Genomic DNA, 14,330 nt, shown 5'->3' with positions numbered 1-14,330 from the left:
GACGAAGGGATTCGAACCCTCGAAACGGTTCCCCGTTTACTCCCTTAGCAGGGGAAATTCACGAATTCTCCTGAATATATTTGTACCTTAATTTCAATATTTTACATTCAAATTCATTCAAAAAAGTTCATTGAAATACGCTACACATGTCCCTAATTATGTCCCTAAGTTTTATTCAAGGGGCCGTCCTACATGCCAATAATCAACATCAGATCCGCCATAGGTCGGGCTAACCTGGCGCCCCGCACCGACCCTTATTGGGAAGCGATAGGAGACGGTTTGTCGGTCGGCCTGTATGTCGGGGCACGTGGGCAGGCATGGAAGGCCAGACGCCCCGCCACAGGCCGCAAGAGGTGGCACAAGACGACACTCGGATCGATTGAAGCCCTGACCTACAAAGAGGCCGTGAGAGCGGCACAAGATTGGGCGGACGGCATTGAAACACAGCAAGAGGTAGAGGGCACCGGCGGGCCTGTCATTGTCGCTATGGCTTGCACCGCATGGCTTGCACGTAAAGAGGCAGAGGCAGGCGGTATAACGGCACAGAAAACGCGCGACGGCTGGACCAGCTATGCCAAGCGGGTTTCGGATTGGTTCGGATCTGACACACCTTTACATGACGTGACCGTCGCAAAGTGCGAGGCATGGCGCGATAGGGGCAATCGGTCGGCAAGTGCCGGTGACAGGGATCTTGCAACCGCAAAGGCCATTCTGACATCCGGCGCCGACACATATGAATTCGACGGCAAACGAGCCTGGGAAGGGGCAAAGAAAAAGGGCGAGAAAATCATTGCCATTGAACGTGCTGACCAGGGAGACGAAGGACTCGGCGGCAAGGCTCTATCACTAGTCCAAGTGCGACGATTGATTGATGGCGCCGAACCGGAATTTGCCAATTTCCTACGAGTCATGTTTTTGACGCTGCAAAGGCCGCAAGCGTTGCGCATGGCCGATGTGCGAGACTTCGACCCAACCCGTGCCAAGTTGCGATTGAGGCGGGGCAAGAATGCCGCCAAGCGTGGCGTGATTGAGATAGATCTTTTTGCCGGTGCTGTAGATCTGCTGAAAGATCTGACGGCGGGACGACCAGGCAATCGACCACTATTGATCGGACCGGACGATCAACGCTGGCCTGAAGGCTTCCAGTTTGGTCGGATAAAGGCGGCATCCGCGACGGCTAACCTGGATGATGTGACACTTTACACGATCCGACACAGCGCGATTAGCTGGGCCGCGACGGACGGGGGAGTCGACGCCCTTACGATTGCGAAAATGGCTGACACGTCGGTTGAAATTATCTTGAAGCACTATTTCCACCGCACCGAAAAATTGGGCACTGGACCGACGCTATGACACCATTTATTGAGGGCCATTTCGCACGACTAGACCGAGAAACCGACCGCAAGAGTCGCTGGCAGGATTGGCGCGAACCGTTCTTGACTGGCTTAGCTGCGGCCTGGGAAGATCCTGACCGGCTGGCGGTACGATATGCACAATTACCTCCCGACAAATACGCGGCTGAAGCTATGTTTCGGGTTCTGACCGCTCTACCTGACCTGCAGGACATTGACGCTTTTTTCGCCGCCGTATGCCTGGGATCTGTCGGCCTATGGTCCGGCAACTTGGACCGTGCGCGGCCTGCTGCGGATCTAGTTTCGTGCGGCGCGGGTGGTCCGGCACTGCCGCGCCTATTGGCGCAAGCTGTTCTAACTGGCACCCAGGCACATGAGGCGCAACCTGGCCGACAACCCGTCGGGCTTTTGGAAGAGATTCGAGATTTTGGACTGCACATTATGAGGCACAAAGGTGCGACCGTCGTTTACCTGGCCGATCGTTACAAGCTGAACGCAAGGCAAATGCGCCGGTCGCTGGCGGGTTGGGCGGACATCTAATAGGCATTTTATACCAAGTGTTCAGGCCGGTCCAAAACCTGCTTGTTTGATCCTGAAACAATTCACAGGGGGTCAAACGATGACAATGATTTTGAAGGGCACAAAACCAAGCGGTGACGCTCGCCCGTATCTCGCATTTATGGAAGAAAGAGGGATCAAGCGCACGACGGCATTTGCGGTCTTAAACACGGATTATTGCCCGCCAACTTTCCAAATCGGGAATCGCCGTTTCATTGATGAAGCCGTCGGGCTGGCCTGGTTCGCCGCCCTGGCCGACGGACAGTTTCAATTGACGTCGGCAGATCTGAAAGGCGGTGCGGCGTGAACATTTCAGGACAAGCGGAAAAGGCCGGGGGTCTACTGTTTGCGGCGGCTGACGAAATGGCCGACATTGCTCGCCAGCTTCCACCGGGACCGGACCGCGAAATGCTGAAAGGCGCCGAAAGAACTTTTTTCAACGAAGGGTTTTTCACGGTTCTCGCAAACCTGTCGGAATTCGGCGCCACACAAGAGCCAACGGAATGACCCCCCAAAAGAAACAGGTCGCGCTTAACCCGCGCGACCTGCAATCCGTAACTGAGAAGCGAACCGATCCGTTCACCACCACATTCTAGCAGGTTGGACGACTTCTCGCAAATACTAGGAGTCGAAATGAAACCTACATTCGTTCGCGTTTGGCACCGCGCCCAAACCCGCAATCCGTCCGACGACATGGCCATTGCAGCCAATATGCGGCCCAACCACGGCAGCTTTGCTGGTGTTCGGGTGCTTGAGGACGTCAAGTCAATTGGCCCAACGTGGCAGGCCGATTGCGTCGGATATTTAAACGTCACATTCAAAGGCGAGTCTGATGCATGGCTGATGGTTCTGCGTGACGATTTGGTACACCTGCGTCCGGATCTGGAAGCAACCTTTCCAGAGGATGTTTGATGTCTCAAATCGTTCCCGGGCAATATGCTGAACAATTCGAAGCCAATTTTGCAAAGCTGGAAGCAGATCCGAAAAATATCAAACTGTTTGATATATGCCTGCTTTGCATTGCGGACACCTACGGACCGTTTCAAGACGAACTGGTTAAGCGGCTGGCAAAGCTGGTTGGCACCAGCGTGACCAAGGTGCGGCCTATGGTGGCGACAATGGGCAGGCAACTGACCTATCACAAGACAGGCACCGCACCGCTTGACGAAAGCGCGACACATTCGGAAATTGCAGCCCATTATTATGCGACCATACCTGCACCCGGCTTAGTGGCTTGTGGCGGCAAATTCTGGAAGTATCAGCACGGTATCGGGACGTGGAAAGCCACCGAACTGGATAAGTTGGCGGCACACATTGGCGGCAAGTATTCCATCTACCAATACTGCCGAAAGCGGGGCGATTATCTCGGAATTACCAAGACGCTTTACGACCAAGTATCGGACGAGTCCTTTTTCGATGACGGACCGTCGGGTGTCATGACCGAAGCGGGATTTTGGCGACTGGAAAATGACAAGGTTGTCTGTGAGGAACCTTCACCTGACCATAGGGCGCTGTTTGCCTTGACGGTTGAACCTGACCGCACAAGAAAGCCTGACTTGTTTCTGCAAACGCTCTGGCAAGCATTCTTGCCGTCTAATCACCACATGCAAAACGAAGTGCGTAACAAGCGGTTCGCAAATCTGGGAATGGCGCAAATGCACTACATGACAGAGGCGGCGGAACAAACTATCGCCCTGCAAAAGCTGTTTGGTGCAACCCTGTTTGGCCTGCTACCAAAGCACGAAAAGGCCGTCTTTCTCTATGGCGTCGGCGGTTCGTTCAAATCCAAGACGCTGGCACTATTGCGCAAGCTGTTAGATCCGAACGCGGTTTGCAGCATTTCCCCGCTTGAACTGGACTCGGAATACAATGTTGCAGCGCTGGCTAATAAGCTGGTGAATATGGTTCCTGAGATAGACGGGGAAAAGCCTGTTCCGTCGGCAGCGTTCAAAGCCGTTATCAGTGGCGACTTGATGAAAGGCCGGGTTCCTTTTGGCGTCCCGTTCAATTTCACACCGAACGCGGCAACGTGGTGTAACGGGAATTTCTACATCACCACCCGAGACACAACGGCAGCATTCTGGCGGCGCTGGTTTATCATTCGCTTCTGGACTGGAAAGGGTGAAGGCGAACGCGACGAGTCATTGATGGACCGCATTGCAGAATCCGAATTGTCGGCAATTGTCGGCTGGGCGTTTGAAGGTGTGGAACGCCTACAGACCGAAGGGTTGACCGTCACACAGACGCACAATGATTGTCTTGCTGAATGGCAGGACGCGTTCAACAGCGTTCGTGCTTGGCTTCATAGTGACGACTCTAGCGTGTTCCTGAGAACGCCAGAGGACGCCCGACCAGCGGCTAAATCTCAAGAAGCGTTTAACCGTTACAAATTCTGGTGTTCCAACGTCGGACGGAAGCCAATGGGGCGGAACAAGTTTCTAGCGTCAATGGGTGAAGCTGGACATCCTGTTGTCCGTAACGAGCGTGGGGAAAGCACAATTCCCACGCTAACGACTGGTTACTGACTATTTTGCGCGTTTGGTATGTATTAAAGGGGTCTACAAAATTATTATTATGCTCAAAGTATATACCCTTCATATACACTAAGGGATGTGAAAAAATCGCGCAAAATGGTAGTTATCTAAACGGCTATAGGAAACAACGCCTATATCCGAATCGATACCCAGTCCATCACCACACACCTATAGTCTGTTAGCTATATATGATTGAATATATCTTGAGCATCGGACAGAGCGACGTACTGGGCTGGCCGCATCAAGATGTTACTTAGAACCGATCTGGCAATCCATTTACCATAAAGCTATTAACGCAAAGTTGGTTCGTAAACGCCGCGATTTCGTCATCTGATGCGAGTTTTACACAGGCTTCAAAAACCTTCTGAGCCACTCGCTCCTTGTTACGTTTCCGAGCAGCTTCCTTCCTTATGGTTTGCAGTTTCTCTTCCTTCTCTAGTTGCTCAAGCTCCTCGTCAAATTGCCTTTGCGCCTCTTGTTGAATCTTTTTTTCACCAGCTTCTTTTAGCCCAGCATCATTTAGAAATTTTCCCTCAGCTACATAGTACCTAGCCCCAACCCCGAAGGCGAATTCGACACATTCTTGAGTGCTTTTATTCACGTAATCCAAGAAGTCCCCGTCTGTTTCTGACAAATCGCGGCTTCTAAGTTTTGATGCAAGTCCGCCGAGAACAGCTTTTGCCGAATCTCGGTCGTTCTTTTCCATGTAATTTTCGCACTTTGACAAAAGGGCTTTCTCCCTTTTGTCCAGTTCATTGGCCCAAGTTGCCGTCGCCATGCAGATGGCAAGTGAAGTTGATAATGCAGTGATGTAATTCATGGTCGACACTCAGTGGAATAATATTTCTGATGGTTCTTCTTATCGAAGATTCCAATGACAGTCTAACAACTACAGGACCGGACCAGGCACCACCAGATGACGGGCCGACGCAGTTTACAGGGGGGCGGCGGTTCGGGACTTCAGCTTGGGAATCCTCACCGCACGGAACCCAGAGAGAGTCTAACTTGTGGTCATTTTCGCCCCCCGTTGGCGGCCAAAACCGATACTGGACTGATATTTTAACGGTATTATGTTACCCCAAGACCCTGACTATTCGGGACCGATTTATGTCCAAACATCGCAAACCACGCAAAGACACGATAAGCCAGCGCGTTGCAGCCGCAAACGCGCCCGACCGTTCGCTTGATACCGCCCCACTCGTCGCTAGTGCGGAATTTTTGGATGAGCGGGGACGGGATTTCCTGAATGCCATTTATCGTGAAGACCCGGGCCGCTGGACCGAAGGCGATCTGGCGCTGCTGGTCGAAGCCGCCCACGTCCAGCAACAGATGTATGCCAACCGTATCGTCGCGGCGATGGTTCCCGCCGTTGTTACGCTTGCGAACGGAGTCATAACCAAAAACCCGATCCACGTTTTGCAAATGGACCTTTGTCGCCAATTGCAGACTTTGTTGCGCGATCTGGGAATTCGCAGCAGGGACGGTCACGCCCCACCTGCCGGGGTATCCCGACCAACCACCACACACGCGCAAGGCCAAACCCTACCAACCGACAGTGAAGGGAATCCAGATTGGTCAACGCTGCTGATGAACTAAATGGTCTGCCAAGGTTTCCAAGTGCCTCTTGGTGCGTCGCAAACTTGATGTCCGGGTTCCCCCCCCCCTGAAAACGATCCATCACGCGACGAGTATTTCCGTGTCATGCGCAAGAACGCCGCAAAGCTGGATCGGGACTGGGCGCGGTGTTGCATCATGTTGGGAGATTTTCCAAACGGCTGGCCAGAAATGGATATTCGACATGGCCGATGATCGATTTGAAAATCTGGCTTGGTCCCCGCCCCCCCTATCAATAAAGAAAGTTTGCGGGTTTGGATTGCATACTCTTCGCCTTCAGGTTGCCCGAGCATAGAAAAGGCCCGCCGAAGCCGACTTTTCAAGGTCCTGGAATTAGACGTTATGCCAGCAAGTCGAACACATCGGATCCGATCTGTATGGTGATCGACGACTGCCCTTCGCCATCCACCAGTGCCCAAACTATCTGGCCAGTAGGACGATAGATCACAAACGCTTCTTCCACGTTGTCGTCGCCAGAACGTTCGCCCGTCGCACTTTCGGTGTGGGTAAAGTTCACCTGGAACTGTCTGACCGTGGCGGAGGTGATACCGAACTGAAGAACATCCCTTTCGGCAGAATTGTAATCTTGAATCCAGTCCGAACCGTGATCAACGATCCCGATATGGAAGAACCGGTCGGCACCCGCACCGCCGTTGACAAGGTCATGCCCCCAGCCGCCGTTGACAAAATCGTCGCCATCGCCGCTGAAAATTTGGTCCGCGAAGGCCGAACCTGTCAGTGTGTCATGGCCTACCCCACCTATGACAGTATCCGCTCCGAAACCTCCCGCAATCGTATCATTGCCTGCGTCACCACGCAGTTCGTCGTTACCGTAACCGCCGTCGATCGTATCATCGCCGACACCACCGTAGATCACATCACGCAGGTCGTCTTCACTTTCGCCTCCTATGAGGGTATCGTTTCCTTCCCCACCTATCAGCGTGTCGTTGCCGTCGCCACCGTTGAGAACATCATCGCTGTTACCACCGTCAAGAGAGTCGTTTCCGCTCTCCCCTGCTAAAATATCTCGCCCATCCTCTCCAAAGAGTGTGTCATTGCCAATGGAGCCAGATAGGGAATCATCGTCAGCCCCTCCGAAAAGAAGGTCATTGCCTGTTCCTCCATCAAGGCGGTCAGATCCAGAGCCACCCTCAAGTCGGTCCGAACCGTGCGCCCCATTCAAAAAGTCGTTGCCAGACCCGCCAATCAATGTGTCTCTATCTTCGTTTCCAAACAATGAATCATTAGCGGCCCCTCCAACCAGAAGGTCATTGCCTTCACCGCCCTCTAATCTATCTCTCAAGGTATCGTCACCTTCGAGATTAGAAGAGGATGCGCCAAAAAGTGTATCATTGCCTATACCACCGTACAAACTATCGCCGCGACTGCTTCCGCCAGCCCCACCTTCCAAAAGGTCGTTACCGGCATACCCTTTAAGTGTGTCGCTTCCGGCAAGCCCTTCAATTGTGTTGTCTGTGTCCGTGCCGTTAATCCAATCGTCATTTTCGGTTCCAATATACCTGACTCTGTAGATCAATACCCCCTCATCCGTTTGGAAGATGTTTTGTTGATAAAGAATGGTCGGATCGCTGAAATGGAGATGGAAGTCGAGTTGAGAGTCACCAGTCAAGTCTAATGACAGTGTTGTCAGGTCATCGTTTTGGATGATAACTGGCGATCCAAAAAATGTGGTTGAATTGATCGAAACAAGGTCGTTTTCAAACACGCCATGAATTGTATCTCCGTTCAACTCATCCGATGAGCCGTAAACCGTGTCGGTTCCATTGCCCATTGTAATGATGTCAACCCCGGAACCAGGATTGACGAAATCGTTTCCATCACCCGCAGAGAGAACGTCTTGCCCGCTACCGCCTGAAATGAAGTCGTCCCGTCCGTCAGCGTAAATTGTGTCATCGCCGCTTTCACCATACAAACTATTGGTGTCCGCAAGCCTTACGTCTCCTTCTACGACAATGACGTCGTCTCCCGGCCCGGCAAAAATTGTGCCAGATCCTGAAACGGAGTCATTTCCTTCTCCGGCCTCAACCAAGTTTGTATAATCATTGTATCTCGAGTACGTATCAGGGAGCAGAAAAATTAGATCAGCGCCACCGCCCCCAACAATCGTACCGCGCCCCGTGATCTGGTCATCGCCATCGTCGCCCGACAAAACATCGACGCCCTGTCCCCCATGGATCGTGTCGTTGCCGCCCACCCCTCGAATTTGATCATTTCCGTAAGAACCCGTTAAACTATCATTTGCGTCCGTTCCAACTAGCGAAACGCCTATCTGCTGGACTGTACCACTTAAAATGGTTTCTAAAGTGCCCAGACCATCTGTGAATTGAACACGAACCGACATGCCAAGACCAACATCTTCCTCGGAAAGTGTGTAGATTGACGAATTGGCCCCTTCAATGTTTTCTCCACCACGCAACCACTGATAAGAGAAATCTCCTACGCCATCAGGGTCATCAATTCCGATCGGCAAAGCCGTAAGAAGTTCGCCAGCGAATGGTGAGCCAATAATGTCCAGACTGCCGGTCGCAAAACTGTTGCTGCGATATTGTTGGAACGCAATTTCATAACCTGCATCCCATGCATAAACTATTGATCCATTGTTCAGTTGCGTAGCGGCAGGAAGTAAACGGTAACTACTCGTAATTGGTAGGTTCGTCTCACTGTTCACATTTTCAATTGTGTCGAGATACCCCCTATAACCCAAGAAGACTGTCGGCGTGTATCCTCCTCCGTCAAGATAGATTTCATCGCCAACAACAAATTGCATCCCTTGATCGCCTAGTACAATGACATCTCCCAAGTTCCCATCTACTTCCAAGGGTTCAGCCTCATCGGATGTGGAACCGTCCAAATCAAAAATAACCTGAAAGTTAGTGAGAAGGTCCGTCCCTTCTCCATAAGTTCTATAGTCACTCCAGGCGAGAAAGACCTGATCCGTTCCGTAAAGTACATTTTGAACGCCATTGATTTGAAAAGCACTTACTCGAGATTGATCCGTAATAAACAGGCGGTCCGACGTTTGTCCTTCCATATCCGAGAAGAAAACTGAGGTAATCTGATAGCGAAAATCCCTGATTCCCCAAGCAGCAACAAATCCCTCTTGTCCAACCGCAGCAAGGCTCAGGTTTGAATAGGAAGCCGTTGACTGGTCAAGCACGAACTCATCGGATATCGCGGTCATTTCTGGAGTGTAACCACGACCAAAAATACCCCTAAGCTGGCTATCATTATCTGAAGCAATCCACCCGACGAAAAGAGATCCATCTGGATAGGAAACAATTTCCGGATCCCATTGAACTATATTCCCAGGGGCGCTTATCTGTTCTTCCCCACCGACAGGTACGCCTTCTTGGTCGAACCGCTGACCAAAAATACCACCCGCAAAATCAGTCCATCCTTCAGAACTCCAAACGACGTAAAAACCGCCATCTGGAAGTGCAGCTACCTCAGGAGATCTCTGATCATATTGGGTTGTTGTGTTGATCTGGAATTCTTCACCAACTCTATTGCCCACAACGTCAAATCGTTGGCCAAATATACCACTGCCACTTCCGTCCTGACTTTCTGTACCATTTCCTTCCGACACCCATGTGATGACAAATCCACCATCTTCCAAGGCAGTCACATTCGGGCTGGAACGACCATGAACGCCCGAAGAGGGGGCATTTGTGTTGGCGATCTGAACTTCATTAGTTGCAACAATTGATGGTGAGATAATCATGAGAGTCTCCTATTGAGAGCTTGTTGCTCCAATCTGTCTTTTGATGAACCAGCGGATTTATGAATTTATTTATAGCCCAAGCCCCCAAACGGTAAAAGAAGTCACTACTTCATAAAATTCAACGATCACCCAAGATTAGGATAGAAAACTGCTGATCCCCAACGTGGTGCACTGCTACAATAGACTGAGTGTTTTATTGAGCCTCCCTCCAAATGAGGCTATTGATATACGCCACAATTTTAGTCCGTTGATCTTCAAGCCGATTGTACTCCATGGTGCGTATCTGCTGGTGTTCGGCTTGGCGCGAACGACGGGCAAAAATTGACCGCACATCCATGCTATCTGCGTCGCCTTTTGTGTCGGACACCCTGATCGTGTTTGGTAACATCCCAGCCACCATCATCAGATATGGTGTAGCAAATTTCGAAACTGACACGGTGGATTTAGTACACTTTTGGCGGTAAGAGGTCATTCTCCGCAGGTGCGTAGGGTTCGATGTGGTTCCGAAAGACCGGACATTCAGATTGAACCGAAGCCAGCAGAAGTCTCTGCACCACCTCAAGTCGGCTCGGAGCCTAAAGTGGTTGCCGCACATGCCGAAAACAATTGTGCCATTGTTCTGAATGTACAGATACTGCATTGTTCGTCCGGATAGAGGCGTAGAACGCTTTGTTTGAAATGGTTTGACACAATGAAAGTGCTCTTTTTCTCTCCACTCGTTTCACGATACGAAGAAGATCGATTCAGCACTTTCGAGAAGCTCCTGAAGGACACACTTAGGTCTGAAGTTGTTAGGCTCCCGGCGAACATAAGCGAGTACGGCGCTAACAAATGGCTAGAGTTGGTTCACGAGGAGGTCTTAAGTGCTGATGCGCTGGTGATGATGTCTCCATCGCAAACGCTGATTTCTTTGGATACACACGGATCTGAGGTGATCAAGCGCGTTCTTGAACGGTTTGAAGGTGGTGTGCCTGCAATTATCCAGTTTGGGTGGGGGGATCTTCCAAACCCCCAGCGGCACTCCCCAGCTGTGCAAGAAAACTTGAAAAACCTATTTAGTAGCCTAGAAGCGCGGCCACTCGACATACGGGTCAGTAACCGCGTCAAATCATTTAGTCGAAACGACTACATCCACGAAGTAGGATCTGATGACCTCCTGCAACCAGACTATCTTGGTGATCAAGGTCAACTGATTGTCAATCAAGCCCACCTTTTGAACTATGACGGACATTCGTACCCACTTGTAACTGCGCAGGAGAATGTCGAACTGATTAACTCTGGAGACGAGAAAACGCTCGCCGTACCCGGCATCAAACCCTCGATCGTCTTGTACCGGAAGGTAAAAGGAAATTATCAGATTATCTGCACAGGTGGCCTATTTACCGACAGCACCCCGGATGACACCGGGATCAAGTTTCCAGGCGCGGACCAAAACTCTGCATTCATTAAAAGGGTTCTCGAAGAGGTCGGTTCAGCTGCTCCGACCTTCGAAAACCGAGCACATCGTGCCTACCGTTACTTTGTTAGATGCGAGAGAGGCGTTGGGCTGCTACTTAATCGAGTCTTCAAAGGGGAGATTGAAGAAAACCTTACGAGCAAGGTGCAAGGTCGACTTAGGGACTGCAAAGACCTGAATGGTGATCTTGGACGGTTGAGTTTGCTAGACATGCTGGAAGCAATACGATCAGGAAAGAGATGGCCATGCTTCAAGACTGGTATGATGTGCAACCAAGATGGCACACTCCTTTCAAGAAAAGAGTTCGGAAAACTTGTCGACAAAGTAAATAACGGCGCACGCAACATTCTCGCTCATCCGGCGAAATCAGTTTTTAACGACATAGAGATAACTGACACTGACATCGAAAATCTTTGTGCTTTGGATGAAGTGATCTGGAATGCACGGCTATACTTCGATTGTACAAGCAGCAAGCTGTAGTAATGAAATCAGAAGGTTCTGCCATTCGCCATAAACGAATAGCAGTTACGTCGATCCGATGAAATCGCCCCGCATAGCAGACCTTTGGGGCAAGTTTGGCGATCGCCAGCGCGGCGAAGGACCTCAGAAAAAGGTGAAGTTGAATTTCATGTTTTCCTTTCCCAATCTATTGCAAACGATTTTTCGCCATTTGGCGCTTTTCACTTTTTGTTTGAGCCTCTTCGCTATCCCGGCATTGTCCATGACATTCACAGTTGAGCCCTCGCTAGTAGATGGCGGAAGCACTGTGGTTGTCGGTCGAGGTGCTATCGAAACTGGCGATGCAGCTCGTTTTGAAGCCGCAATCAGTGCAGTTCCGCCAGATTTCCGTATACTTAGGGTCACTAGCCCGGGGGGTAGTGTCCCTGCTGCCATGGAGTTGGCAACAGGAATAAAGGAAAAGTCATTTAGCATCATCGCGCATCAGGAATGCGCGTCATCATGTGCAATGATCCTTTTCCCTGCTGGGGAATATTCGATTTTGACGCAGGGTTCCATGTTGGGGATTCATTCTTGCTCTGCATCCGGTGTTCGTCACGAATTATGTAATGAAACTATCGCCAAATTTGCAGTTTTAAACGGCTTTCCCTATGGTACGCTCGAGCTGTTTTCCGATCTCTACGGGCCAGGAGAAATAAAATGGATGACCGCTATCTCGGCTCGTTGTTTTGGCTTCTACCGTGGCTTCGACGACCCTAAGCCGATACAAGGTGGACGTAAAGCATGTGTTGATGGTGTTATCGCCACGATGGGATCAGACGTTCGACCGCGGCCTCTTGGCCCAAGTTTCAACTGTGCGAATGCAGAAACGAAAGTAGAGCGGCTCTTCTGCATGGACAAAGACCTCATGCAAAGCGATAGCATTCTGGGGCTTGTCTATGATGCGGCGATGGCCGAAAAGAATACTAGCGAAAGGGCCGCGCTTCGTTCGAACCAGCGCCAGTGGATTGCAGCCCGAGGTGCAAATTGCGAACAATTGTTTTCCTCAAGTATGGACTTCATGAGCACGCGAGATGCAGCATTATGCTTGTATCGGTACAACGAAAACAGAATTTACGAGCTGATAGGCAACCCTTTTTAATTCAAAGGTGAACTACGCAAAGATGGGTCCGCTCCGCCCCAAATTGTACCAGTTCGCCCGTGACTCGATTTTGCACTCGCAGCTAACAGCAGGTTCAACGGGCTTCGTCGCAGCATCTCTACACCCAAACGGAGGTCGGTTCAGGGCCGTCCGCTACACTTTGAAGACCAGTCGCCTCCAGGTTTTGACAGGTTGCGGTGTAGCGAGTGCTGCCCTGACGGTATGGTTCAAGGTGGTTAACCTTCACACTCTGCGTAATACAGCCCCACCTTTTGAACGATGGTGCCAGTTTTGTGACTCGTCCACAGTACTTCGTTCCGCGTTACGTCAAAGGTGTATTGGGCTGTGTAATTGCTGTGGGCCGCAATGAACGAGAATTTCCCGCGATCACTTCCAGCGAGGAACACCGCCGCACCATCGGAGACATAACCTTTTGCCCCGAACGCATCGGTGAAGCGGATGTCATATTCGCCTTCTACTCCACCTGCATTCCCAATCAGAATGATCTGACCATCTTTGATGGTGTCATTGATCCATCCTTCCCCATTAAAGAAATATGCCTTTCCGCTTGAAGCACCGCATTTCATCAACATCGTTTCATTGGCTGCTAACGCAGAACCAGCGACTCCCACGGATAGGATTACAGTAGACAACAGCTTTACAATTTTCATTTTCAATCCCTTATGTTCTTCAGGCGTTACATAAGACCGAGAAACATTCGAAACTTTCGCAGATAGGTCAAAAACTTGGGAAGTTACGGCGATCCTGGTACTGCGCCGAAAACAACTGAATCAAAAACGTCCCACAGCGGACAAGCGTGGGGCGTCTTAGGTGTTATGGTCCGGAATGCATCAACGTTGCCGCGACTGCACGTGCTAGGGCGAGATAGATCCGACCCGCCACATCGTCACCAGCAAACTTGCTCATGAACCGAATCGAACCGCTTTGGCTACTTAGGGACACGGATTTCACAACTTAGGTACACATGTCCCTAAACTCAGTCCCTAGGCCCCGAAGGGTGGAACGCCAGTAAATCATGTAAGTTATTGATTTTATGGCGGAGACGAAGGGATTCGAACCCTCGAAACGGTTCCCCGTTTACTCCCTTAGCAGGGGAGCGCCTTCGACCACTCGGCCACGTCTCCGTCGACCGCTATACAGGGCTTGCCACCTTGAGAACAAGGGCAAAAAACACGGGAATGATTTTTTTTTGAATATCCAAAATCTTCAGGCACATAGGAAGACGGGACCCATCGCGAGGCATGGCTTGGGCAGAGGTCAGATCCCTGATCTCTGCGACCTGTTGTGTACCGAATGAGGTTGCGGGCGAAGAGCATCTTCTTTGAGCGCCAAAGTGTTGGCGTGGCGGACCGGGGCTTTATACTGGGCTTCTTGGCTTGACACTCTCTCAATAAACGCTCTGATCTCCTTCATACGCACAAGAGAGTGGTCAGGTTGCAGGTCCGCTCATTAA

12 protein-coding genes and 1 tRNA gene are annotated in these 14,330 nt (G+C 50.9%); 9 read left to right on the top strand and 4 right to left on the bottom strand.

The window, feature by feature from the left end; genetic code table 11:
• Positions 1-279 precede the first annotated feature (279 nt).
• The 6 genes from PH7735_RS03965 (at position 280) to PH7735_RS03940 (ending at position 4,435) form a co-directional block, all read left to right on the top strand.
• Positions 280-1,353: a site-specific integrase gene (locus PH7735_RS03965; protein WP_058310001.1), complete on the top strand. Its 1,074-nt coding sequence runs from the start codon at positions 280-282 to the stop codon at positions 1,351-1,353.
• Complete coding sequence (locus tag PH7735_RS03960) at positions 1,350-1,892, top strand: hypothetical protein (RefSeq protein ID WP_058310000.1); 543 nt, start codon at positions 1,350-1,352, stop codon at positions 1,890-1,892. The genes PH7735_RS03965 and PH7735_RS03960 overlap by 4 nt, the downstream gene beginning before the upstream one ends.
• 79 nt (positions 1,893-1,971) lie before the next feature.
• Positions 1,972-2,217 carry a hypothetical protein gene (locus PH7735_RS03955; protein ID WP_058309999.1) on the top strand — a complete coding sequence of 82 codons (246 nt, stop codon included), beginning with the start codon at positions 1,972-1,974 and terminating at the stop codon, positions 2,215-2,217.
• Positions 2,214-2,417: a hypothetical protein gene (locus PH7735_RS03950; RefSeq protein ID WP_058309998.1), complete on the top strand. Its 204-nt coding sequence runs from the start codon at positions 2,214-2,216 to the stop codon at positions 2,415-2,417. Before PH7735_RS03955 ends, PH7735_RS03950 begins: the two co-directional genes overlap by 4 nt.
• A gap of 126 nt (positions 2,418-2,543) precedes the next feature.
• Positions 2,544-2,822 (top strand): hypothetical protein, encoded by a 279-nt coding sequence (locus PH7735_RS03945; protein ID WP_058309997.1) that lies wholly within the window; start codon positions 2,544-2,546, stop codon positions 2,820-2,822.
• Positions 2,822-4,435, top strand: a complete 1,614-nt coding sequence (locus PH7735_RS03940) for a DUF5906 domain-containing protein (RefSeq protein WP_058309996.1) — start codon at positions 2,822-2,824, stop codon at positions 4,433-4,435. Before PH7735_RS03945 ends, PH7735_RS03940 begins: the two co-directional genes overlap by 1 nt.
• A gap of 262 nt (positions 4,436-4,697) precedes the next feature.
• Here the strand turns inward: PH7735_RS03940 and PH7735_RS03935 are convergent, their stop codons facing one another.
• On the bottom strand, positions 4,698-5,264 hold the full coding sequence (locus PH7735_RS03935) for a hypothetical protein (RefSeq protein WP_058309995.1): 567 nt from the start codon (positions 5,262-5,264) through the stop codon (positions 4,698-4,700).
• Between the two features lie 287 nt (positions 5,265-5,551).
• Between PH7735_RS03935 and PH7735_RS03930 the strand changes: the two genes are divergently transcribed.
• Positions 5,552-6,040: a hypothetical protein gene (locus tag PH7735_RS03930; RefSeq protein ID WP_058309994.1), complete on the top strand. Its 489-nt coding sequence runs from the start codon at positions 5,552-5,554 to the stop codon at positions 6,038-6,040.
• A 358-nt stretch (positions 6,041-6,398) separates the two neighbouring features.
• Here the strand turns inward: PH7735_RS03930 and PH7735_RS03925 are convergent, their stop codons facing one another.
• A complete protein-coding gene (locus PH7735_RS03925; RefSeq protein WP_058309993.1) occupies positions 6,399-9,800 on the bottom strand; it encodes a calcium-binding protein in 3,402 nt (1,133 codons plus the stop codon).
• 673 nt (positions 9,801-10,473) lie between these two features.
• Here PH7735_RS03925 and PH7735_RS03915 point away from each other — a divergent pair.
• The gene (locus PH7735_RS03915; protein WP_145865254.1) at positions 10,474-11,736 is read left to right on the top strand and encodes a hypothetical protein; all 1,263 of its coding nucleotides are present in this window, start codon (positions 10,474-10,476) and stop codon (positions 11,734-11,736) included.
• Positions 11,737-11,794: 58 nt separating this feature from the next.
• On the top strand, positions 11,795-12,856 hold the full coding sequence (locus tag PH7735_RS03910; protein ID WP_058309990.1) for a lysozyme inhibitor LprI family protein: 1,062 nt from the start codon (positions 11,795-11,797) through the stop codon (positions 12,854-12,856).
• Between the two features lie 236 nt (positions 12,857-13,092).
• On the opposite strand, the gene PH7735_RS03905 is transcribed toward PH7735_RS03910, so the two are convergent.
• Complete coding sequence (locus PH7735_RS03905; protein ID WP_145865253.1) at positions 13,093-13,527, bottom strand: hypothetical protein; 435 nt, start codon at positions 13,525-13,527, stop codon at positions 13,093-13,095.
• A 384-nt stretch (positions 13,528-13,911) separates the two neighbouring features.
• Positions 13,912-14,001: transfer RNA gene (locus tag PH7735_RS03900), tRNA-Ser, on the bottom strand.
• Positions 14,002-14,330 lie beyond the last annotated feature (329 nt).

The organism is Shimia thalassica (assembly GCF_001458215.1).
GTDB lineage: Bacteria > Pseudomonadota > Alphaproteobacteria > Rhodobacterales > Rhodobacteraceae > Shimia > Shimia thalassica.
This window is presented reverse-complemented; position numbering and strand designations above follow the sequence as displayed.

Coding starts and splice junctions, on each gene's coding strand:
- PH7735_RS03960 (WP_058310000.1), top strand. CDS start 1,350: ATGACACCATTTATTGAGGGCCATTTCGCACGACTAGACCGAGAAACC.
- PH7735_RS03905 (WP_145865253.1), bottom strand. CDS start 13,527: ATGAAAATTGTAAAGCTGTTGTCTACTGTAATCCTATCCGTGGGAGTC.
- PH7735_RS03930 (WP_058309994.1), top strand. CDS start 5,552: ATGTCCAAACATCGCAAACCACGCAAAGACACGATAAGCCAGCGCGTT.
- PH7735_RS03935 (WP_058309995.1), bottom strand. CDS start 5,264: ATGAATTACATCACTGCATTATCAACTTCACTTGCCATCTGCATGGCG.
- PH7735_RS03925 (WP_058309993.1), bottom strand. CDS start 9,800: ATGATTATCTCACCATCAATTGTTGCAACTAATGAAGTTCAGATCGCC.
- PH7735_RS03955 (WP_058309999.1), top strand. CDS start 1,972: ATGACAATGATTTTGAAGGGCACAAAACCAAGCGGTGACGCTCGCCCG.
- PH7735_RS03910 (WP_058309990.1), top strand. CDS start 11,795: ATGAAATCGCCCCGCATAGCAGACCTTTGGGGCAAGTTTGGCGATCGC.
- PH7735_RS03945 (WP_058309997.1), top strand. CDS start 2,544: ATGAAACCTACATTCGTTCGCGTTTGGCACCGCGCCCAAACCCGCAAT.
- PH7735_RS03940 (WP_058309996.1), top strand. CDS start 2,822: ATGTCTCAAATCGTTCCCGGGCAATATGCTGAACAATTCGAAGCCAAT.